The 20,739-nt window shown below is 68.5% G+C and carries 24 protein-coding genes and 1 pseudogene; 10 read left to right on the top strand and 15 right to left on the bottom strand.

Annotation, left to right across the window (positions count from 1 at the left end):
* Positions 1 to 118, top strand: a pseudogene (locus tag ACCD11_RS27225) (peptidoglycan-binding protein); the annotation flags it as partial.
* An 87-nt stretch (positions 119 to 205) separates the two neighbouring features.
* Here the strand turns inward: ACCD11_RS27225 and ACCD11_RS27220 are convergent.
* Positions 206 to 1,630 carry an FAD-binding oxidoreductase gene (locus ACCD11_RS27220; RefSeq protein ID WP_413316185.1) on the bottom strand — a complete coding sequence of 475 codons (1,425 nt, stop codon included), beginning with the start codon at positions 1,628 to 1,630 and terminating at the stop codon, positions 206 to 208.
* A 74-nt stretch (positions 1,631 to 1,704) separates the two neighbouring features.
* On the opposite strand from ACCD11_RS27220, the gene ACCD11_RS27215 reads away from it, so the two are divergent.
* From ACCD11_RS27215 to ACCD11_RS27200, 4 genes are all read left to right on the top strand, one after another.
* Entirely contained in the window at positions 1,705 to 2,205 is a 501-nt protein-coding gene (locus ACCD11_RS27215) for a DinB family protein (RefSeq protein ID WP_413316184.1), read from the top strand.
* A 14-nt stretch (positions 2,206 to 2,219) separates the two neighbouring features.
* Entirely contained in the window at positions 2,220 to 2,813 is a 594-nt protein-coding gene (locus ACCD11_RS27210) for a cob(I)yrinic acid a,c-diamide adenosyltransferase (protein ID WP_413316183.1), read from the top strand.
* Entirely contained in the window at positions 2,810 to 3,169 is a 360-nt protein-coding gene (locus tag ACCD11_RS27205) for a hypothetical protein (RefSeq protein WP_007838735.1), read from the top strand. Before ACCD11_RS27210 ends, ACCD11_RS27205 begins: the two co-directional genes overlap by 4 nt.
* A gap of 109 nt (positions 3,170 to 3,278) precedes the next feature.
* Positions 3,279 to 3,794: a class IV adenylate cyclase gene (locus ACCD11_RS27200; protein WP_007836808.1), complete on the top strand. Its 516-nt coding sequence runs from the start codon at positions 3,279 to 3,281 to the stop codon at positions 3,792 to 3,794.
* Here ACCD11_RS27200 and ACCD11_RS27195 read toward each other — a convergent pair whose 3' ends face one another.
* Positions 3,795 to 4,433, bottom strand: a complete 639-nt coding sequence (locus ACCD11_RS27195) for a GDSL-type esterase/lipase family protein (RefSeq protein ID WP_413316182.1) — start codon at positions 4,431 to 4,433, stop codon at positions 3,795 to 3,797.
* Positions 4,434 to 4,664: 231 nt separating this feature from the next.
* On the opposite strand from ACCD11_RS27195, the gene ACCD11_RS27190 reads away from it, so the two are divergent.
* The gene (locus ACCD11_RS27190; RefSeq protein ID WP_413316181.1) at positions 4,665 to 5,102 is read left to right on the top strand and encodes an RcnB family protein; all 438 of its coding nucleotides are present in this window, start codon (positions 4,665 to 4,667) and stop codon (positions 5,100 to 5,102) included.
* 60 nt (positions 5,103 to 5,162) lie between these two features.
* Here ACCD11_RS27190 and ACCD11_RS27185 read toward each other — a convergent pair whose 3' ends face one another.
* Both ACCD11_RS27185 and ACCD11_RS27180 read right to left on the bottom strand, forming a co-directional pair.
* The gene (locus ACCD11_RS27185; protein WP_007836814.1) at positions 5,163 to 5,423 is read right to left on the bottom strand and encodes a hypothetical protein; all 261 of its coding nucleotides are present in this window, start codon (positions 5,421 to 5,423) and stop codon (positions 5,163 to 5,165) included.
* Positions 5,424 to 5,550: 127 nt separating this feature from the next.
* Entirely contained in the window at positions 5,551 to 6,495 is a 945-nt protein-coding gene (locus ACCD11_RS27180; RefSeq protein ID WP_007836816.1) for a CysB family HTH-type transcriptional regulator, read from the bottom strand.
* Between the two features lie 169 nt (positions 6,496 to 6,664).
* Between ACCD11_RS27180 and ACCD11_RS27175 the strand changes: the two genes are divergently transcribed.
* Both ACCD11_RS27175 and ACCD11_RS27170 read left to right on the top strand, forming a co-directional pair.
* On the top strand, positions 6,665 to 7,267 hold the full coding sequence (locus ACCD11_RS27175) for a TetR/AcrR family transcriptional regulator (protein WP_413316180.1): 603 nt from the start codon (positions 6,665 to 6,667) through the stop codon (positions 7,265 to 7,267).
* A gap of 217 nt (positions 7,268 to 7,484) precedes the next feature.
* Positions 7,485 to 8,408 carry an alpha/beta fold hydrolase gene (locus tag ACCD11_RS27170; RefSeq protein WP_413316179.1) on the top strand — a complete coding sequence of 308 codons (924 nt, stop codon included), beginning with the start codon at positions 7,485 to 7,487 and terminating at the stop codon, positions 8,406 to 8,408.
* Between the two features lie 15 nt (positions 8,409 to 8,423).
* On the opposite strand, the gene minE is transcribed toward ACCD11_RS27170, so the two are convergent.
* From minE to ACCD11_RS27145, 5 genes are all read right to left on the bottom strand, one after another.
* Entirely contained in the window at positions 8,424 to 8,696 is a 273-nt protein-coding gene (gene minE / locus ACCD11_RS27165) for a cell division topological specificity factor MinE (protein ID WP_007836823.1), read from the bottom strand.
* 2 nt (positions 8,697 to 8,698) lie between these two features.
* Positions 8,699 to 9,514 carry a septum site-determining protein MinD gene (minD, locus tag ACCD11_RS27160; RefSeq protein ID WP_007836825.1) on the bottom strand — a complete coding sequence of 272 codons (816 nt, stop codon included), beginning with the start codon at positions 9,512 to 9,514 and terminating at the stop codon, positions 8,699 to 8,701.
* Between the two features lie 140 nt (positions 9,515 to 9,654).
* The gene (gene minC / locus ACCD11_RS27155) at positions 9,655 to 10,410 is read right to left on the bottom strand and encodes a septum site-determining protein MinC (RefSeq protein ID WP_413316178.1); all 756 of its coding nucleotides are present in this window, start codon (positions 10,408 to 10,410) and stop codon (positions 9,655 to 9,657) included.
* A 130-nt stretch (positions 10,411 to 10,540) separates the two neighbouring features.
* A complete protein-coding gene (locus ACCD11_RS27150) occupies positions 10,541 to 11,824 on the bottom strand; it encodes a solute carrier family 23 protein (RefSeq protein WP_413316177.1) in 1,284 nt (427 codons plus the stop codon).
* Between the two features lie 91 nt (positions 11,825 to 11,915).
* On the bottom strand, positions 11,916 to 12,338 hold the full coding sequence (locus tag ACCD11_RS27145; RefSeq protein WP_007836828.1) for a hotdog fold thioesterase: 423 nt from the start codon (positions 12,336 to 12,338) through the stop codon (positions 11,916 to 11,918).
* Positions 12,339 to 12,430: 92 nt separating this feature from the next.
* On the opposite strand from ACCD11_RS27145, the gene ACCD11_RS27140 reads away from it, so the two are divergent.
* The gene (locus ACCD11_RS27140) at positions 12,431 to 13,756 is read left to right on the top strand and encodes a hypothetical protein (RefSeq protein WP_413316176.1); all 1,326 of its coding nucleotides are present in this window, start codon (positions 12,431 to 12,433) and stop codon (positions 13,754 to 13,756) included.
* A gap of 10 nt (positions 13,757 to 13,766) precedes the next feature.
* Here the strand turns inward: ACCD11_RS27140 and ACCD11_RS27135 are convergent, their stop codons facing one another.
* From ACCD11_RS27135 to ACCD11_RS27120, 4 genes are read right to left on the bottom strand one after another with little or no spacing between them, the layout of a single operon-like run.
* Positions 13,767 to 14,549, bottom strand: a complete 783-nt coding sequence (locus ACCD11_RS27135) for a crotonase/enoyl-CoA hydratase family protein (RefSeq protein WP_413316175.1) — start codon at positions 14,547 to 14,549, stop codon at positions 13,767 to 13,769.
* A 25-nt stretch (positions 14,550 to 14,574) separates the two neighbouring features.
* Entirely contained in the window at positions 14,575 to 16,377 is a 1,803-nt protein-coding gene (locus tag ACCD11_RS27130; protein WP_413316174.1) for a feruloyl-CoA synthase, read from the bottom strand.
* A 1-nt stretch (position 16,378) separates the two neighbouring features.
* Positions 16,379 to 17,335, bottom strand: coding sequence for a 3-hydroxyacyl-CoA dehydrogenase NAD-binding domain-containing protein (locus tag ACCD11_RS27125; protein WP_413316173.1), 957 nt, complete (start codon positions 17,333 to 17,335; stop codon positions 16,379 to 16,381).
* 32 nt (positions 17,336 to 17,367) lie between these two features.
* Positions 17,368 to 18,288, bottom strand: a complete 921-nt coding sequence (locus ACCD11_RS27120; RefSeq protein WP_413316172.1) for a 3-keto-5-aminohexanoate cleavage protein — start codon at positions 18,286 to 18,288, stop codon at positions 17,368 to 17,370.
* 128 nt (positions 18,289 to 18,416) lie between these two features.
* Between ACCD11_RS27120 and ACCD11_RS27115 the strand changes: the two genes are divergently transcribed.
* Positions 18,417 to 19,124 carry a Crp/Fnr family transcriptional regulator gene (locus ACCD11_RS27115; RefSeq protein WP_056600148.1) on the top strand — a complete coding sequence of 236 codons (708 nt, stop codon included), beginning with the start codon at positions 18,417 to 18,419 and terminating at the stop codon, positions 19,122 to 19,124.
* A 17-nt stretch (positions 19,125 to 19,141) separates the two neighbouring features.
* Here ACCD11_RS27115 and ACCD11_RS27110 read toward each other — a convergent pair whose 3' ends face one another.
* Together ACCD11_RS27110 and ACCD11_RS27105 are read right to left on the bottom strand one after the other, a co-directional pair.
* Complete coding sequence (locus ACCD11_RS27110) at positions 19,142 to 19,843, bottom strand: ABC transporter ATP-binding protein (RefSeq protein WP_413316171.1); 702 nt, start codon at positions 19,841 to 19,843, stop codon at positions 19,142 to 19,144.
* Positions 19,844 to 19,928: 85 nt separating this feature from the next.
* On the bottom strand, positions 19,929 to 20,675 hold the full coding sequence (locus ACCD11_RS27105) for an ABC transporter ATP-binding protein (RefSeq protein ID WP_007836839.1): 747 nt from the start codon (positions 20,673 to 20,675) through the stop codon (positions 19,929 to 19,931).
* Between the last annotated feature and the right edge of the window lie 64 nt (positions 20,676 to 20,739).

Genomic DNA, 20,739 nt, shown 5'->3' with positions numbered 1-20,739 from the left:
GCAGACGGTGCGCGGCCAAGGGCTCGGCGGCGGCGGCCGGTTGGGCGTGGATGGCGGTGCGGCGCCGTCGCAGACCTATGTGCCGGCGGAGCAGGCACCGGCACGCCGCCGCAAGTAAGCGCGCTCGCCGGTCGCATCGTCGACAAAAAAAGCCCGGGGCTCTCGCGAGCCGCCGGGCTTTTTCACGGGGCGTCGCCCGAACGGATCAGAGGCTGAAGATCTTCCCGGGGTTCATGATGTTCTTCGGGTCGAGCGCGCGCTTGATCGTGCGCATCATGTCGATCGCGCCGACGCCCGCCTCGGTCACCAGGAAGTCCATCTTGTGCAGCCCCACGCCATGCTCGCCGGTGCAAGTGCCTTCGAGCGCCAGCGCGCGGCTCACCAGCGCATGGTTCAGCGCCTCGGCCTTCACGCGCTCTTCGGGAATGTTCGGGTCGAGCAGGTAGCCAAAGTGGAAGTTGCCGTCGCCCACGTGGCCGACGAGGAAGTAGGGGATGCCGCTCGCATCGGCCTCGGCCACCGAATCGAGCAGGCAATCGGCCAGGCGCGAGATCGGCACGCAGGTGTCGGTCGAAATCACGCGGCAGCCCGGGCGCGACTGCACGGCTGCGAAGTAGCTGTTGTGCCGCGCCGTCCACAGCCGCGTGCGTTCTTCCGGCGTGCTGGCCCATTCGAAGGCGTTGCCGCCATGCCCGCTGGCCAGTTCCTGCACCGTCTCGGCCTGCTCCTTCACGCCGGCCGGCGAGCCGTGGAATTCCATCAGCAGCATCGGCTCTTCGCGCAGGTTCAGCTTGGCGTAGGCGTTCACCATGCGCACCGTGTTCACGTCGATCAGTTCCACGCGCGCGATCGGCACGCCGAGCTGGATGGTCTCGATGGTCGTGCGCACGGCCGCCTCGATGCTCGGGAACGAGCAGATTGCCGCCGACACCGCCTCGGGCAGCGGGTAAATGCGCAGCGTGATCTCGGTGACCACGCCCAGCGTGCCTTCGCTGCCCACCATGAGGCGCGTGAGGTCATAGCCGGCCGAAGACTTCTTCGCGCGCGTGCCGGTGCGGATGACGTCGCCCGCGGCCGTCACCACTTCGAGCGCCAGCACGTTCTCGCGCATCGTGCCGTAGCGCACCGCGTTCGTGCCGCTGGCGCGCGTGGCCGTCATGCCGCCGATGGACGCGTCGGCCCCCGGGTCGATGGGGAAGAACAGGCCCGTGCTCTTGATCTCTTCATTGAGCTGCTTGCGCGTGACGCCGGGCTGCACCGTCACCGTGAGGTCGTCGGCGTTGACCGACAGCACACGGTTCATGCGCGACACGTCGATGCTGATGCCGCCCTGCACCGCCAGCAGGTGGCCTTCGAGCGAGGAGCCCACGCCGAAGGGGATGACCGGCACGCTGTGCTCGCTGGCCAGCTTCACCGTGTCGGCCACGTCCTGCGTGTTCTCTGCGAACACCACGGCGGCTGGCGGCGGCGCATCGAAGGAAGATTCGTCGCGCCCGTGCTGCGTGCGCACCGCCATGGCCGTGGAACAGTTGGCGCCGAAGCGCGCCTTCAGTCCGTCGATCAGGGCCGCAGGCACGTCGCGCAGATGAAGCTCCGGCATCAGGTGCGAGGTGGAGGTCGGGGCGTTCATCGTGTGTCTCCTGGCAGCGTGAGGGTGATCGGCCATTCTACGGAGCGCGCACCATAATGCGCTTCGGAAAAAACATGAACCCCACGACCCTCAGCGCTCTCGCCGCCTTCCCGTCGCAGTTGGAAGCCCACTACGCGGCCATTCCCACGGCCTTCCGGCATTGGGCGCCGCCCTCGTGGGAGGGTGTGCCCAGCGAGGCCTTCACCGCCATCGAGCAGCTCTGCCACGTGCGCGACATCGAGATCGAGGGCTACCACGTGCGCTTTCGCCGCACGCTGCAGGAGACGCATCCGACGCTGGCGTCGATCGACAGCGAGCCGCTGGCCATCGCGCGTGCATACGGCACGGCCGACGCGGCGAAGGTGCTGGCCGACTTCCGCATGGCGCGCGTGCAGACGATGGAAATCATCTCCAGCCTGAGCGACGCACAGCTCACGCGCACGGCCGTGTTCGAAGGCTACGGCCCGCTCACGATGCGCAGCCTCATCCACTACCTCTGCAGCCATGACCAGCAGCATCTTGCCGGCCTGCAATGGCTCGCGGGCAAGATAGACGCTTCGACCGTCGAGCTGTAAAAACAGGAGCCACCATGGGCAACCGACTTTCCCAGATCGCCACCCGCACCGGCGACGACGGCACCACCGGCCTCGGCGACAACACGCGCGTGCCGAAAGACCACCTGCGCGTGCACGCGATGGGCGACGTGGACGAACTCAACTCGCAGATCGGCCTGCTGCTGTGCGAGCCCATGCCGGAGCCCGTGCGCGAGCTGCTGGTCGACGTGCAGCACCAGCTCTTCAATCTCGGCGGCGAGTTGTCGATGCCGGGTTTCACGCTGCTGAAGGCCGATGCGCTGCTGCAGATCGACAACGCGCTGGCCGAGCACAACGCCGCGCTGCCGCGCCTTGCCGAATTCATCCTGCCCGCGGGCACGCGCGCAGCCTCGCTCGCGCATGTGTGCCGCACGGTGGCGCGGCGGGCCGAGCGTGCGGTGGTCGCGCTCGGCGCGGCGGCCGAACTCAACGACGCACTGCGCCAATATCTCAACCGGCTCAGCGACCTGCTCTTCGTGCTCGCGCGCGTGCTCAACCGGATGGACGGCGGCGACGACGTGTATTGGAAGAGCGAACGCATGGCACGCGCGGCCGCAGCGGAAGCAGACGACACCAAGGAGACTCCATGAAACTCTCGAACATCTTTCGCACATCGCTCGTCGCGGCGATGGCCGCCGCACTGTGGCTGCCGGTGGGCGCGCAAGCCCAGAGCGCAGACAACCCGCCGCAGGCCCGACGCGCTCACACCATCAAGTCACCCTCGCGCAGCGGCAAGGTCGTGGGCAGCGTGCAGCGCGGCACCGACGCCGCGGGCCGCAGCGTCAACCGCGCGGATGCGGCCACGCGGCGCGGCGTCAACAACGTGTCGGAGAAAGCCAGCCGGCCGGTGCGCAACGTGGGTGAGGCCTTCGGCCGCAAGCTCTCGCCGGGCTCGAGCGGTCGCGCGGCGCCGCCGTCCGTGGGGCCGCAGGGCAACGCGCCTTGACCGCCAATCCAGGAACACCGTGGAACCGGCGTTGCCGGGCCACTGGTGTTGCCCCGGAAGAGGGTGGCGAAGCGACACGAAGTGCGCGAAGCCTGGGGGAGAGCCTGATATGGCAAGAAACATCGAAATCAAGGCCCGCATCGACAGCGTGGAACGCGTGGCGCGCATCGCCGAGACGCTGGCCGACCACGGCCCCGTCGAGATCGCGCAGGACGACACTTTCTTCCGCTGCGCCGACAGCGCTGACCGCCTCAAGCTGCGCACCTTCGCGCCTGGCCGTGCCGAGCTGATCTTCTATCGCCGCGCCAACAGCAGCGGCCCGAAGGAATCGTTCTACCTGATCACGCCGTGTGCCACGCCAGACGTGCTGCGCGAATCGCTCGCGCTCGCGTGGGGGCAGGCGGGCCGCGTGCGCAAGCAGCGCCGGGTGTTCATGGTCGGCCGCACGCGCGTGCACCTCGACCGCGTGGAAGGCCTCGGTGAATTCCTCGAGCTCGAGGTGGTGCTGGAAGAAGGCGAATCGTCCGAGGCCGGCATCGCAGAAGCGCATGCGCTCATGGCGCAGCTGGGCGTGGGCGCCGACCAGCTGGTGCTGGGTGCCTACGTCGACTTGCTGAACGCCTGATCAGCGCCAGCCCGCGGCCTTGAGCTGCTCCGCCAGCAGCTGCGCGACCTTTTCGTAGCCTCGTGCATTGGCATGGATGCGATCGGAGCGCAGCGACGCATCCGACAGCACGCTCGAATACACGTTCGCCACGAGCAGCGCCTGCCCCGACTTCGCGATCTCTTCGTAGAACGGCGCATCGCTGAGCGAGCCGATCGCCGCGCGCATGGCGTCGGGCGCCGGCGTGGCCAGCAGCGCGACGTATGGCGTGTGCGCCCGCGCTTCACTGACCAGGGCCGCGATGTTGTCGCGCGTGCCCGCGGCCGACATGCCGCGCAGCATGTCGTTGCCGCCGATGCCGATCAGGATCGCGTCATAGCTGCCCGCGCCCAGCAGCCCTGGCAGGCGTTGCAGCGCGCCATCCGAGGTGTCGCCGTTGATGCCTGCGTTCTCGATCTGCCAGCCCGTGAGCTCGCCCAGCTTCGCGGGCCACGCCGCATTGGGCGGCGCGCCGTAGCCGTAGGTCAGGCTGTCACCCAAGGCCAGCACGCGGGCATCGGATTTCAGTGCGGCGGCCGAGCCCCTGCGCTTGCCGCAGGCCACCAGAGCGGCCATGGCAGGTGCGCTGGCCAGCAGGTGCAGGAGGTGTCTTCGCTTCATGTGGCGCGCAGCTTAAACGCCGCTCGCAGGGCGCAGGCGCTTGTCCCTTGCCAGTGAATGGAGGAGGGCAGCGGCACTCGTGCGAGAGGCTCGACGCGCCTCCTTGAAGGACAAGGCGCCGCGCGGATACCGGCGCTTACCGGACTTCACCTGTCCGCGACCCGAAGCGGCCGTAGCGGACACATGCGCGGCCCACAATGAATTCGTCATCAACGCATGAAGGATTTCCAGATGATCACCAATTCAAAGAGCATGGCCGTCGTCGCTGCAGCACTCGCGATGTGCATGGCGGCGGGGAGCGCCTTTGCGCAGGACCGTCACGGCGATGGCCGTCCGGGCGACGGCCGCTACGAACAGCGGGATCAGCGGGATCAGCGCGACCGCAACTTCGACCGGCACGGTCCGCAAGGCGGCTACTACCGCGGCAACCAGGACTTCCGCGACGGCCGCCAGTTCGATCGACGTGGCTTCCCGCAGCCGCACGCCGAATGGCGCCGTGGCGGCCGCGTGCCGGCCGAGTACCGTGGCCGCAACTACGTGGTGCAGGACTGGCGCGCCTACCGCCTGCAGCAGCCGCCGCGGGGCTACCAGTGGGTGGGGGTAGGCGGTGACTTCGTGCTCGCGGCGATTGCCACCGGAGTGATCGCGAACATCATCGCAGGCCAGTAAACAAACGTCGTTCTTCGCAACGGACGAGCGCCGCAGGCCGCGAGGCCTGCGGCGTTTTTTTCAGACCAGCGCAGTGGGCACCGACTGGGCGCAGACGTTTCGCCCGGTGATGGTCAGTCGAAGGCCGCCACCATGCCATTCGAGCCAGTTGAGGCTCACGTACGCGTCGATGTCAGCATCGTCGATGCGGTCTGCCTGGCGGCTTTGCAGCAATTCGACCGTTGCAGGCAATGCCCGTCTCAACCGCTCGCGCCGTTCGGCTGCATCGGCCGCCTTGAGGGCGGCCCTTGTTTGCTGTTGCTGCTGCGAGGTCGATGCCATTGCTGATCCGTTTCCAGGAAGCCAGGGAATTAATCAGAATGTACGCTCCCTGTGTGAAGCTGCATGCTTCTTTTTAAACCCCCCTGCCGCCTGCAGTACACACCGCGCAACAGCCGCTGGACAAGGCCTAGATTTCGTAGTGCGAGGCCCCGGCATCGTCGCCCAATGCCTTCTCCACCACGGCGCGCGTCAGCGTCGGTGCGAACGACTCGATGAAGGCGTGGACGTACTTGCGCAGGTAGGTGCCGCGCCGCACCGCGAGCTTGGTGAGGTTGATGCCGAACAGCCGCCCCGCATCGAGCGCGCGCAGCTGCGTGTCGCGCTCTGCCTCGTAGGCCACGCCGGCCACGATGCCTACGCCAAGGCCCAGTTGCACGTAGGTCTTGATCACGTCGGCGTCCATCGCGGCAAGCACGATGTTGGGCTGCAGCCCGCGCTGCCCGAAGGCCTCGTCGATGCGCGAGCGGCCCGTGAAGCCCGTGTCGTAGGTGATCAGCGGATAGCGCGTGAGCGCGTCGAGCGTCAGTGGCGCGTCGAGCAGCGGATGCCCCGGCGGCACGACCACGGAATGCGTCCAGCGGTAGCAGGGCAGGGCAACAAGCTGCGGGTAGTCGCCCAGCGCTTCCGTGGCAATGCCCACGTCGGCCTCGCCGTCGAGCAGCATCTGCGCGATCTGCTTGGGCGAGCCCTGGTGCAGGTGCAGTTTCACGTTCGGAAACTGCATGCGGAATTCCTGCACCGCCACCGGCATCGCATAGCGCGCCTGCGAGTGCGTGGCCGCCACCGAGAGCAGGCCGCTCTGCTGCGCGACGAACTCCTGGCCCGCGTGCTTGAGGTTGCTGCTCTCCATCAGCATGCGCTCGATGATCGGCAGCACGTGCCCGCCCGGCTCGGTGAGCCCCGTGAGCCGCTTGCCCGCGCGCACGAAGAGTTCGATGCCGAGCTCCTCCTCGAGCTCGCGGATCTGCCGGCTCACGCCGGGCTGCGAAGTGTGAAGGGTGTGGGCGACTTCGGTCAGGTTGAAGCCGCAACGAACGGCCTCGCGTACCGAGCGCAGTTGCTGGAAGTTCATCTGGCGCGAGAAGAGTCATGGAGCCCCGGCTGGGGCCGACCGCGGATTCTCGGCACAAGGGCTCGTTCGGGGAACGATGCGTTTGTTGGTTTCACATGAGCAAAACATCTTTAAGGCACTCCAGCAGGGCTCGTTTGCAATTTCGCACGAGTGTGCTAAAGTTTGCGGCATGGACGCCAAGACCCAGAAGAGCGAACTCACCCGCACCGCCATCGTCGGCGCGGCGATGAATCTTGCGCTGGCCGAAGGCCTGGAGGCGATCACGCTGCAGGCCGTCGCGAGCCGGCTGGGCCTTTCCAAGAGCGGCGTGTTCTCCCGCGTGGGTTCGCGCGAGGCGCTGCAGAAGGCCGTCATCGAGGAGTACGGCCGCGGCTTCCTGGCCGAGGTGTTCGTGCCCGCCATGCAGAAGCCGAAGGGCCTGGCGCGGCTCAACGAGATCGTCGCGCGCTGGATCGCCCGCACGCGCGACGTCGAGATGCACACCGGATGCCTCTACATGGCCGGTGCCTTCGAGTTCGATGACCGCGAGGGCGAGCTGCGCGACATGCTGTTCGACGAAATCACGCGCTGGCGCGCCGCGCTGCGCCGCACCGTGCTGCAGGCCATCGAGACCGGCGAACTCAAGGCCGACACCGACCCCGCGCAGCTCGTGAGCGAGCTCAACGGCGTGACCATGACCCAGCTGCACGACGCGCGCTTCCTGCGCGATCCACAGGCCGCCGAGCGCGCCGTGCAGACCTGGCAGCGGCTTCTTTCCAGTTATCTCGCCTGAGCCGGCCACGAAGCAGGCGGTCCTCGACGTTTCCATTTGCCAGAATTTCGCACGACTGTGCGATAAAAAGGAGAAGCACCATGCTGATCATCGCCCTCTTTCTCGCCGCCTATGCGGCCGTCCTCGGCGCGAAGGGCTTGCGCGACACCCTGCGCAGCCTGCCTCGCAGCAACCGCGACTGGGTCTGGTACTGAACGCCCGGAAGGAACGCCGCGCCATGACGACCACTTCCACGCCAGCCGCCGGCCATGCCGCGCAGTCGAACTACTACCGGCCCAGCCGCACGATGCGCGCGCTGCGCTTCGGCCTGACCACCTCGCAGCGACTCTGGCCCGCACTCGGCGTGCGCGCCGCGTATCGCCTGTTCGGCACGCCGCTGCCGCCCAAGTGGCTCTATCGCGGGCAGGGCCCCGGCGCGGAATGGCGCCGCGAGGGCTGGGCCTTCGAGGACGCGGGCGTCGGCATCTACCACCTGGCAGCGCAGGATTCGGGTGCGGAGTCGGCGCCCGTGGTGCTGCTGGTGCACGGCTGGGGCGGGCACGTGGGGCAGATGCTGCCGCTCGCGCAGGCCGTGGCTGCGGCAGGGCTGCGGCCCGTGCTGCTCGAGCTGCCGGCGCATGGCCGCAGCGCGGGCATGATGAGCAACTCGCCGCAGTTCGCACGCGCCATCGCCTACGTGGCAGCCCGGCTCGCGGCCGATGGCCACGCGTTGCGCGCCGCCGTCGCGCATTCGCTGGGCGCCAACGGGCTCGCTCTTGCGGCGGCGCGCGGCCTTCCGGCGCAGCGCCTCGTGCTACTGGCGCCGCCTGCTTCGCCGCGCGAATACACGCGCTACTTCGCGCACACCTTCGGCCTCAGCGAAGCCACGCGGGGGGCGATGCAGCGACTGTTCGAATCGCGTGAAGGGGTCCTGATGGCGCAGCTGGAGCCGGCCGCCGTGGGCCCGCGCATCGTGCAGCCGACGCTGATCGTGCACGACCGAGACGACCGCGTGAACCGCTTCGCCGATGCCGAGGCCTACCGCGATGCGATCCGCGGCGCGCAGCTGGCGGCCACGCAGGGGCTCGGGCACCGCCGCATCCTCCAGGCGCCGGAGGTGCTCGAGCAGGTGCTGCGCTTTCTTGTGGACCCCGTGCGCTGAGGTCCGCGAAACCCGTCAGCGCGCCGGCGCCGGGTCGGGCAGCTCGATCTTGATGTCGAGCACTTCGAGGTTGTCCTGGGTTTCCAGGTGCACCTTGATGTCGTCGGCGTTGATCGACACGTACTTGGAAATCACCGCCACCAGCTCGCGCTGGAGTTCGGGCAGATAGTCGGGGCGCTTCTTGCCGCTGAGGCTGGAGCGCTCGTGCGCGAGGATGATCTGCAGGCGCTCTTTCGCGACGCTTGCAGTCTTCTTCTTCTCGCCAAGCAGGAACGAGAGAAACGACATGCCTACTTGCCTCCGAAGATCCGCTTGAAGAAGCTGGGCTTCTCGGCGTCGACGAAGCGCATCGGCTTGTCCTCTCCGAGGAAGCGCGCCACCACGTCGCTGTAGGCCTGCGCCACGTCGGTTTCCTTGTCGTGGATCGCGGGCACGCCCTGGTTCGAGGCATGCAGCACGCTTTCCGACTCGGGGATCACGCCGATGAGCTTGATGCGCAGGATGTCCTGGATGTCTTCCAGCGAGAGCATCTGTCCGCCCGCCACCCGGTTCGGGTTGTAGCGGGTGATCAGCAGGTGCTCCTTGATCGGGTCGCCGCCTTCCTTGGCGCGCTTGGTCTTGCTGCTGAGCATGCCCAGGATGCGGTCCGAGTCGCGCACCGAGGAGACTTCGGGGTTGGTGACGATCAGTGCCTCGTCGGCGAAGTGCATGGCCATCATGGCACCGGTCTCGATGCCCGCAGGCGAGTCGCAGACGATGTAGTCGAACTCCATCGCGGCGAGGTCGGTCAGCACCTTCTCGACGCCCTCCTGCGTGAGCGCTTCCTTGTCACGCGTCTGCGAGGCGGCCAGCACGAACAGGTTGTCGCACTGCTTGTCCTTGATGAGTGCCTGGCTCAGGTTGGCTTCGCCCTGGATGACGTTGATCAGGTCATACACCACGCGGCGTTCGCAGCCCATGATCAGGTCGAGGTTGCGCAGGCCCACGTCGAAGTCGATCACCGCCGTTTTCTTGCCCGCGAGCGCGAGGCCCGACGCGAAGCTGGCGCTCGTCGTCGTCTTGCCGACGCCGCCCTTGCCCGAAGTCACCACCACAATTTTGGCCATGGCCATTCCTTCTTGTTTCGATTCAGTTGTTGGTTATGCGAGATGCGGCCGCCGCCGGGCCGCCCCAAGGCGAGCCGCGCCTCCCCCTCGGGGGTGGCGAATGACACGCAGCGAAGCGGAGTGCAAAGCCGGGGGGCGCATCAGATTGCGTCGATCGCGATTTTCTTGCCATCGAGGCGCACCTGGGCCGGCTTGCCCAGCACCGTGCCGGGCAGCGGCACCTCGTTGGTGCGGTAGATGCCCGCAATGGCCACCAGCTGCGCTTCCATGCAGGTCGAGAAGATCCGCGCCTCGGTGTTGCCGCGCGCGCCGGCAATGGCCTTGCCGCGCAGCGGTGCGTACACATGCACGTTGCCGTCTGCGATGACTTCGGCGCCGAAGCTCACCACCGCGGTCACCACCACGTCGCCGCCACGGGCGTAGACCTGCTGGCCCGAACGCAGCGGCTTGTCGATCAGCAGCGTGCCGTTGGCCGGCACCGGCACTTCGCGCACGATCTGCGGGGCTTCCGATGCGGGCGCCTCGGCCGGCGGCGCCGGGGCACGGGGCGCGGGGGCCGCGGGCATGGCCGCCACCGAGAGGCCTGCGGCGCGCGCCGCGGCGTTCTGCGCGGCGTTGCCGCCGCGCACTGCGATGGGTTGGGTCTGGTGGCGCGCCAGCAGGCCGCGCAGGGCGGCGAAGTCGAGTTCGCCCTCGCCTTGCTCTTCCTGCAGCAGCGAGAGATCGATCACCACCGGCTCCTGCTCGAAGAAGTCGGGCGAATCGGCCAGCTGGGCGTCGAGCGCCTCGGCCAGCACGTCCAGGTCGGACGTCTTGAGGATCACTGCGATCAGCGGCAGCGTGGCGCTCTTGAATTCGAAAACCGCCTTGGTGCGCGCGGCGGAGACATCGGCCATTGGGAAAACGTCGGTGCGAAAAGCGTTGGAGTCTAACGGGCGCGGGCCAAACCCCAATGAACAGGCCCTGCTTCGGGCCCCCGGGAGAACACTTCTTTCACGAGGTTGCACTTTTCCGGGGTGCCTAGCGTCAGTTCTTCGAGCGCCCCAGCAGCGCGTAAAGAAGGATCGCGCCGAAGGTCGCGGTGCCGATGCCACCGAGCGCGAAGTCGCCGAACTTCAGCGTGAAGTCGCCGGTGCCGATGATCAGCGTGATGGCCGCGACGATCAGGTTCCTGTTCTGCGAGAAGTCGACCTTGTTGTCGACCCAGATCTTGGCGCCCGCGATCGCGATCAGGCCGAACACCACGATGCTCACGCCGCCCATCACCGGCAGCGGAATCGCCTGGATCAGCGCACCGAACTTCGGGCTGAAGCCCAGCACCAGCGCGATGAGCGCCGCCACCACGAACACCGCCGTCGAGTAGATGCGCGTGGCCGCCATCACGCCGATGTTCTCGGCGTAGGTCGTCACGCCCGTGCCGCCGGCCGCGCCGCTCACCACCGTGGCGATGCCGTCGCCGATGAAGGCGCGGCCCATGTACGGGTCGAGGTTGCGGCCCGTCATGGCCGTCACCGCCTTCAGGTGACCGAGGTTCTCCGCCACCAGGATGATCGCCACGGGGGCGATCAGCAGCATCGCGTTGGCCGTGAACACCGGCGCCGTGAAGGTCGGCAGGCCGAACCAGGCCGCATTGGCGATGCCGCTCAGGTCGACCGGCTTGCCCATGCCCAGGATGTTGGTCAGCATCGCATAGACGATGGTGGCCAGGACCAGCCCGACCAGGATCAGCAGGCGCTGCAGCATGCCGCGCGTGAACACCGCCACCAGCCCCACGCAAAGGAAGGTCACGGCCTGCATCCACGAGTCGAAGTTGCTGGCCGCCATGTTCTTGATCGGCACGCTCGCGAGGTTGAGCCCGATCACCGCCACCACGGCGCCCGTGACCACCGGCGGCATGACGCGCTCGATCCAGCCGGTGCCGATGGCCTGCACCAGCGCCCCGATCAGGATGTACACCACCCCGCAGGCCACGATGCCGCCCAGCGCCACCGCGATGTTGGGGTTGGGCCCCTTGCCCGCATAGCCGCTGGCCGCGATCACCACGCCGATGAAGGCGAAGCTCGAGCCCAGGTAGCTCGGCACCTTGCCGCCGGTGACGAAGTAGAAGATCAGCGTGCCGATGCCGCTCATCAGGATCGCGATGTTGGGGTTGAAGCCCATCAGGATCGGCGCCAGCACCGTGGCGCCGAACATCGCGATGACGTGCTGTACGCCCATGGCGCCGGTCTGCAGCCAGGGCAGGCGCTCGTCGGGCGCGATGACCGCGCCGTTGGCCAGCGCGGACGCGGGCCTTTCAGTCCACTTGAACATTGCTTTCATCTCCTCTTGTTGGTGGGGCGTGATTGTGGTCGATGAACCCCGGCCTGAACACCGCCGCAAGAGAAGAACGAAAGAGCGGCGCTCAGCGCGCCTGCAGCACCGCCATGGTGATGCGCGACACGCAGGTCAGCTCGCCCGCCTCGTTCGTCAGCTCGATCTGCCAGACCTGCGTGCTGCGGCCGCGGTGCACCGGCCGCGCCGTGCCGATGACCCAGCCGCTGGTGACGGAGCGGATGTGGTTGGCATTGATGTCCAGGCCCACGGCGCGGTCGCCCTCGGGCGCCGAGTAGTGCGCGCCGCAGGAGCCCAGCGTCTCGGCCAGCACCACCGACACGCCGCCGTGCAGGATGCCGTAGGGCTGGCGGGTGCGCTCGTCCACCGGACAGCGGGCGCGGATGAAGTCGTCGCCCACCTCCAGGAATTCCATGCCCAGCGCGGAGACGGCGGTGCCGACGTGGTTGCGGGTCAGCTCCTCGACGGAGACTTCTTTTTTCCAGATACGCATTCGGTACTTCCTTCTTGCCTGTAAAAGGGGACTCAAAACTATAGCGATGGCGACTGACAAACCGAGTCGCCTTTGCGTGCTAGCTTGCACCGATGAAGCACCCCGTCCGCCGCTGGCTCCTGGGCATCGCAGCAGCGCTGCTGCTGGGCGTGGGCGCGCTGGTGTGGGTGGTGAGCATGCGCCTGCCCTCCGACGAAGAGGTGGCCGCGAAGATCGCCGAAGGCTTCGAGAAGCGCTTCGGCGTTGCCCTGAAGGTCGGCGGGGCCCACTGGTCGCTGCTGCCGGTGCCCGTGCTGGCGCTGTCCGAGATCGCCACCGACCAGCCGCGTCCCATCACCCTGCGCCGCCTGACCCTGCGGCTGAAGCTCGCGCCGCTGCTGCAGCGCATCGTTGCCGTTGACGATCTCGAGATCGAAAGCCTGGTGCTGCCGCGCGCCTCGGTGCGGGCGTTCCGGGGCAAGGGCCCCAAGCCGCAGGAGGACAGCGGCAATCTGGTGGCGCTGCCCGCGCCGTGGACGCTGGCACCCGTGCCGCTGGCACAGCTGCGCTGGCGCGACGTGGTCTGGATCGACCGGCGCGATATTGCGCTGGCCTACGACGGCGACATCCGCTTCGACCCCGGCTGGCGCCCGCGCCAGGCCCGGCTCGAACGGGCCGGCGCCACGACACTCACGCGGCTTCGGCTGAACCGCCTGGACGGGCAGGACCGCTGGCGCACCCGCATCGAGGTGGGCGGCGGCACGTGGAACGGCGTCGCCCGCCTCGAGACGCCGCCCGGCGGCAAATTGCGGGTGTCGGCCGAGCTGGAGCCGCGCCAGGTCGACATCGAAAGCCTGGTGCAGGCCTTTGGCCGCCGCACTTCGGTGGCGGGCAAGGTCTCGGGCCACACCACGCTCAGGACCGAGGCCGGCGATGCCGAGGAACTGGGCGCGCTGATCCGCGGCCTGCACACCCGCACCACCTTCTCGGTGCAGCCCGCCATGCTCACGCGGCTGGACGTGGCCAAGGCCGTCACCACCGCCGGCATCAGCCGCGGAGGCACCACCGCGCTGGACGAACTCACCGGCACGCTCGACACCCAGGGCACCGAAGACGGCGTGGTAATGCAGTACAGCAACCTCAAGGCCCGTTCCGGGGTGCTCACCGCGAGCGGCAACCTGAAGCTGTTCAACCGCAGGCTCGACGGCGAGATCGCGGTGGACCTCGTCGACGGCGTGGTCGGCGTCCCGCTCAAGGTGAGCGGCACCATGAGCGACCCCGAGCTGTCGTTGACCGGCGCTGCGCTCACCGGCGCGGCCATCGGCAGCGCGGTGCTGCCGGGCGTGGGCACGGCGATCGGAGCCCGGATGGGGCAGCAGGTGGAGAAGCTGTTCGGCGGCGGGAGCGAGCCGAAGAAGAAGGCCGCGCCCAGGCGCTGAAGCCAGGCGCTCAGTGCCCGAACTCGCCGTGGCGGCCGGCGCCTCTTGCGAAGCGCGCGGCGCCGGCTTCGCCCTCGGCGAAGACCATCGGCACGCCCAGCGCGCCTTCGCGGCGCAGCGCTTCGGCCAGCGGCAGGTCCCATTGTTCGTAGGCGCTGCGGCGGTCGGCCAGCATGCATCGCTGCGGGAACGCAGCGAGCTGGCGGGCCAGTTCCTGCGCGGCGGCCAGCGCGCCGCCCGGTGGCGTGACGCGGTTGACGAGGCCCATCGCCAGCGCTTCGGCCGCGCCCACCGCACGGCCCGAAAGAATCATGTCGAGCGCGCGGCCCATGCCCACGATGCGCGGCAGCCGCACCGTGCCGCCGTCGATCAGCGGCACGCCCCAACGGCGGCAGAACACCCCGAACACCGCGTCCTCGTCGGCCACGCGCAGGTCGGCCAGCAGCGCGAGTTCGAGGCCGCCCGCCACCGCGTGGCCGTTCACCGCCGCGATCAGCGGCTTCGACAGCGCCATGCGCGTCGGCCCCATCGGGCCGCTGCCGCCGCCTTGGGGATCGAGCTCGTTGCGGCGGGCCGGGTCGCCCACGGCCGAGAGATCGGCACCCGCGCAGAAATTGCCGCCCGCACCGGTCAGCACCGCGACGCGCAGCGCGTCGTCGGCCTCGAAACGCTCGAAGGCTTCGCGCAGCTCGGCGGCCATGGAACCGTCGACGGCGTTGCGCTTGTTCGCGCGGTTCAGCGTGATCGTGCACACCGTGTCTTCGATGTCGTATGTGACGTGCTGCATGGCCATGTCTCCAACGGTCGGGATTCGGGGTTCAGCCCGGGCGCACCACCTGCGCGTCGCCGGACGCATGCAGCCGCGCCACGTCGGTCGCGCGGCGCGTCAGCACGGCGCGCTGGTTGATGTAGCCCTTGTCGGTGATCTCGCCCGCGTCGAGGCTCGGGGGCTCGGCCAGCACCAATGCGCAGGCCGGGCATTGCGAGGAGCCCGCGCCTTCGTCGCGCAGCGCGCGCAGCATGCCAGCGATGCGTTCGCGCAGGGCATCGGGCGCGAGCGCAGCGCCTTGCGGGCTGGGAAACACCAGCATGCCGATCTCGTCGCGGTCGTGGCCGGTGAGCACCACGTCCTGCGCATGCGGCGCGAGCAGCGACACCAGCTTGACGCGCAGCGTGCCCACCGACACCCAGGTGCCGCTCGAGAGCTTGAAGTCTTCCGCCACGCGGCCGTTGAAGATCACGCCCTGCGCGGGCTGCGCCGGGTTCGCGAGGAAGCCGGCGTCGCCGATGCGGTAGTAGCCCTCTTCGTCGAAGGCCTGCGCCGTCTCGCGCAGTGCATCGCGATAGCCCGGAAACACCGAGACGCCCTTCACGCGCATCTCCAGCTTCTCGCCGTTGGGCACGAACTTCAGCTCCAGCCCGGGCAGCGGCGCGCCGATGCAGCCGGCGCCGTCGAGCTTCCAGTGTGCGGAGGTGATGGCGGGCGAGGTCTCGGTCGCGCCCCACGAGGTGGTGAGCCACAGCGGCCGGGTAGGGCGTACGCGCGCAGCCACCGCTTCGAGCCGCTGCCAGGTGGAAGGCGCGAGCGCCGCCGCCGCGTAGAAGGCCAGCCGCAGGCGCGAGAACACCTCGGCGGCCAGCGCGTCGTCGGCTTCGAGAAAGGGCAGCAGCATGTCGAAGCCACGCGGCACGTTGAACAGCAGCGTGGGCTTCACCTCGCGCAGGTTGCGCACCGTCTTCTCGATCAGGCCCGGCGCGGGCCGGCCCTCGTCGATGTAGAGCGCGCCGCCGTGGCACAGCACCATGTTCAGGTTGTGGTTTGCGCCGAAGGTATGGCTCCAGGGCAGCCAGTCGACCAGCACCGGTGCTTCCCGCGTGAGGAAGCGCCAGGTCTGCGCCATCATCTGCTGGTTGGCGCAGAGCATGCGGTGCGTGTTGATGACGATCTTGGGCTTGCCGGTGGAGCCTGAGGTCAGCAGGTACTTGGCGTGCGTGTCGGGCAGCACGTCGGCGAAGGCCTGCATGACGGCGGGCGTTTCCTTCGCCGCGAGCAGCCGCTCGAACGCCATCGCACCGGGATGCGCCTCGGCGTTGCGGCTGAACACGGTGACCGCCTCGACGCCGCAGCCGGCGAGCGAGCCGCCGTACACCTTCGCATCCGATGCGTAGATCAGCCCCGGCTTCAGCGCCTGCAGCATGCCGTGCAGCCGCGACGGGTCTTTCGCCATGCGCGAGTAGGCGCTCGACAGCGAGCACGCGGTGCGGCCGATGTGCATGGCGGCCAGCATCAGCACCGCGTGGTCGATGGCGTTGTCCGACAGGATCACGACCGGCTGGCCCTGAGGCAGGTTCATGTCGAGCAGCGCCTGGGCGACGGCGCCCACGGCGTGACGCAATGCGCGGTAGTCGAGCTTGCGCCAGCCTTCGCCTGTTTCGTCGCGCTCGGCGAAGGCCAGTGCGTCGGGTGTCTCATGCGCCCAGCGCTCGATCCATTCGCCGATGCAGCGCGCATAGGGCTTCAGCGCCATTGGCGAACGCAGCGCGAAGGAGCCATCGTCGAAGTCGATGCGCACGGTGCGGGGCGGGGCGATCAGGTTTTCGTCTTGGAGGAAGTCGGTCATTTCAATCGAGTCTGCCGGTGTTGCTCTTGGCGCGAATCAGGTCTAACAGCAGGGTGTCGCGGGCGGCTTCGAGGTCGGCCGTGTGTCGAGTGCCCAACTCCTCGGACACGCCTTGCACCACCTTCTGCCTGAGCTCGGCCGTCATCGACGGCGCACCCAAGTCTTTCCACCAGTCCTCGATCGGCCCGCCCAAATGCGCGAGCAGGTGCTCGATGCCGCCCGCGCCGCCCGACAGATGCAGGTTCATGAACGGCCCCATCACCGCCCAGCGCAGGCCGGGGCCGTGGGCGATGGCCGTGTCGATATCGGCCACGCTCGCCACGCCTTCGTTGACCAGGTGGAACGCCTCGCGCCACAGTGCGGCCTGCAGCCGATTCGCGATGTGGCCTTTCACCTCGCGCTTCACGTGGATCGGCCGCTTGCCGATGGCCGCGTAGAAGGCCATCGTGCGTTCGATGACCTCGGCCGAAGTCTGCTCGCCGCCGATGACCTCGACGAGGGGAATCAGATGCGGCGGGTTGAACGGATGCCCCAGCACCACGCGCTGCGGGTGCGCGCAGCCCGACTGCACGCCGCTGATCGCCAGGCCCGATGAGCTCGATGCGAGGATCGTCTCCGCTGGCGCAGCCGCATCCATGCGTCGGAACAGGTCGATCTTGAAATCCATGCGCTCGGGGCCGTTCTCCTGCACGAAGTCGGCCACGGACACCGCGTCTTCCAGGCTGTCGTGGAAGCGCAGGCGGTCCGCCGACGCGCCCTCGGCCAGCCCGAAGCGCTGCAGCGTCGGCCAGTGCTGCGCCACCGCTTCGCGCAGCCGTTCTTCCGCGCCGGGCGAAGGATCGATCGCGTTCACGTCGAGCCCGTGCGCCAGGAAGTACGCAGCCCAGCTCGCACCGATCACGCCGGTGCCGACCACCGCCACCCGCTTCACGTCCGGGGCAGTGCGGGAAATGTTCATCTGCGTGTCTCCGTTCATTGTTGTCGTGTCACTCAGCCCAGCGCGAACTCGGGCCGCGGACCGCCCGTGCGCGGCAGGCCCATGATCTGCCGCGCCTCGGCCGGCGTCGCCACTTCCATGTCGAGCTCGCGGATCACCCGCACGATGCGCTCGGTGAGCTGCACGTTGGTGGCCAGCTCGCCCTGGCGGAAGTAGAGGTTGTCTTCCAGCCCCACGCGCGCATGGCCGCCCAGCAGCAGCGCCGCGACGTTGGCTTCGAGCTGCGACATGCCGATGCCGCTCACGCCGAAGATCGCCCCCTTGGGCAGCGTGTCGACCATCATCTGCAGGTTGCGCGGCGAGTAGGGCATCGCGTTCTGGAAGTTGCGGTGCACGTTCATCACGAGGTTGATGAAGTAGGGCTCGTCGTCGTGGCCTTCGCCGATCAGCGTGGTCGTGTCCTGCAGGATGTGCGTGGGGCTGAACACCTCCCACTCGGGCTTGATGCCGCGCGCCTTCATGCCGGCGGCCAGTTCGCGCCCGCGCGTGATGGGCGTGTCCATCAGGATCTGCTTGCCCTCGAAGCTCAGGTTGAGCGTGGTGGCGTCGAGCGTGCACATCTCGGCGCCGGCGTCCATGCCCTTGATGCGTTCTTCCCACGCGATCTCCCAGCGCTCGCCGGCCAGCGGTTTCACCATGTCGCCGTGCACGCCACCGCCGGTGGAGTTGTTGAGCACGATGTCGCTGCCGAGCGCGCGGATGCGGCTGTTGATGTCACGGTACACCTCGGCGTTGCAGGTGGCGCCGTCGTCGGGGCGGCGCGCGTGGATGGCCACCACGCTCGCGCCGGCGTTCCAGCAGCGCAGCACGTCGGCGGCGATCTCGGCGGGCTGTGTGGGCAGGTGGGGGTTCTGCGACTTGTGCGCCATGCCGCCGGTGGGGGCGATGGTCACGATCACTTTGCGCTTCGACATGGTCGGTGGCTCCTGGTGTCTTTCATGGGGGGCGCGCTATTATTTTTGGCTGCGCGGGCACACTCAGTCATCGCGACGACATTTGGGCTCAGGGTTTACGCACCCGCGCCTTCAGGAGCTTTCATTCCATGCCCACGACGAAGCCGGCCCCCCAGGCGGCATCGCTGACGATTCCGCAATTGCTGCAAGGCTCGGCCTGGTTCCCGCTGCTCGATGTGGCGGCGGGCGAGCGCGTGCTCGACGAGATGCGCGAGGTCGAGGTGGCGGCCGGCGCCGCGCTGTGCCGGCGCGGCGACACGCCGGTGCACTGGTACGGCACGCTCGAAGGGCTGCTCAAGTGGTCGATCACCTCGAGCGACGGGCGCTCGGTGACCTTCGGCGGCCTGTCGGTGGGCAGCTGGTTCGGCGAAGGCACGCTGCTGCGCGCGCTGCCGCGTTCGGCCGACATCATCGCGCTGCGGCCGAGCAGGGTGGCGCAGCTGCCGCTGGAAACCTTCGAGTGGCTGCACCGCACGCAGCGCGGCTTCGATCACTTCCTGCTGCAGCAGATCAACGAGCGGCTGCACTGGTTCATGGGCAACTATGCGGCGCACCGGCTGCTCGACACCGACAGCCAGGTGGCGCGCGCGCTGGCGGGGCTGTTCCACCCGTGGCTGCATCCGGGCAGCGAACCGCACCTGCAGACTTCGCAGGAGGAGATTGCGAATCTCTCGGGCGTGTCGCGTCAGCGGTGCAATGCGGCGTTGAACCGGTTGAAGGAAGCGGGGTTCCTGCGGATCGAGTACGGGGGGATCACCGTGATCGATCTTGAAGGGCTGCGGCGGTTCATCGAGTAGCGCCGGCTCCCCCGCCTTCACACGCCCAGCAAGTCCTCCAGCGCCTGCGGCTCGGCGAGCAGATCCGCCGAGGCCCCATGCCGCACGATCTGCCCCTTCTCCATCACCACCGCGAGGTCGGTGTGCGCCAGCACCTTGCGGTAGTCGCGGTCGACGATCAGCGTCGCGATGCCGGTCGCGCGGATCTCGCTGATCACGCGCCAGATCTCGGCCACGATCAGCGGTGCGAGGCCTTCGGTGGCCTCGTCGAGGATCAGCAGGCGCGGATTGGTCATCAGCGCGCGGCCGATCGACAGCATCTGCTGCTCGCCGCCCGACAGCTGCTGGCCGCCGTGCGACAGCCGCTCCGACAGGCGCGGAAAGGTGGCCATCACACGGTCGAAGGTCCAGTTGCGCCGGCCGTCGATGCCCCCGCGCTCGCTCATCACGAGGTTCTCGCGCACCGACAGATTGGGGAAGATGCCGCGCCCTTCGGGCACGTAGCCGATGCCCAGGCGCGCCATCTTCTCGGGCGGCAGGCCGGTGACGGTGCGGCCGTCGACCTGCACTTCGCCCGAGGCGGGTCGCACGTAGCCCATCATCGTGCGGATCAGCGTGGTCTTGCCCATGCCGTTGCGCCCGAGCAGGCCCACCGAAGTGGCCGTGGGAATGCCGGCGTGCACGCCGCGCAGGATGTGGCTGTTGCCGTAGTAGGTGTTGAGGTCGCGAACGATGAGCATCAGTGGTCTCCCGCCGGGCCGCCCCAAGGGAGGCCAGCGCCTCCTCGGGGGGCAGCGAATACACGAAGTGACGAGCGTGGGGGCATCAGTGTTCCTCGCCCAGATACGCGGTGCGAACCTCGGGGTTCTCGCGGATCTCCTGCGGGTTGCCGGTGGCGATGACCGTGCCGTTCACCATCACGGTGATGCGGTCGGCAATGCGGAACACCGCGTCCATGTCGTGCTCCACCAGCAGGATCGCGTGCGTGGCCTTCAGCCGCGCGAGCAGCGTGAGCATGCGGTCGGTTTCTTCGGCGCCCATGCCGGCGAGCGGCTCGTCGAGCAGCAGCACGCGCGGGTTGGTGGCCAGGCACATCGCCACTTCGAGCTGGCGCTGCGCGCCGTGGCTCATGGTGCCGGCGATGCGGTGCGCTTCGTGGGCGAGGCCGGCGGCTTCGAGCGCGGCGTCGGCCGTGGCGTTGCTGGTGGCGCAGTCCTGCGACGGCTGCCAGAAGGCCCAGGGCCTGGGCGTGGCGGCCTGCGCGGCGAGCCGGCAGTTCTCGTGCACGCTGAACTCCGGGAAGATGGTCGTGCGCTGGTAGCTGCGGCCCACGCCGTCGCGCGCGCGCTTCGACTGGGCGCGGCCGGTGATGTCCACGCCGTCGAGAGCGATGCGGCCTTCGGAGGCTTCGAGCTCTCCGGAAAGCATGTTGATCAGCGTCGACTTGCCGGCGCCGTTGGTGCCGATCACCGCGTGGACCTCGCCGACGTGCAGGTCGAGCGTGACGGCGTTGACGGCGGTGAGGCCGCCGAAGCGGCGGGTGAGCTTTTCGACGGACAGCAGTGCGTTCATGGTGTTGCTCCTTCCCCCTCTGGGGGAAGGTTGGGATGGGGGCAGGCAGAGCGCGCGATGGAGG

It is taken from the genome of Variovorax sp. Varisp36 (assembly GCF_047304235.1).
Lineage (GTDB): Bacteria > Pseudomonadota > Gammaproteobacteria > Burkholderiales > Burkholderiaceae_C > Variovorax.
Note: the sequence above shows the minus strand (reverse complement) of the source record. Positions and strands in the feature narration are given on the sequence as shown.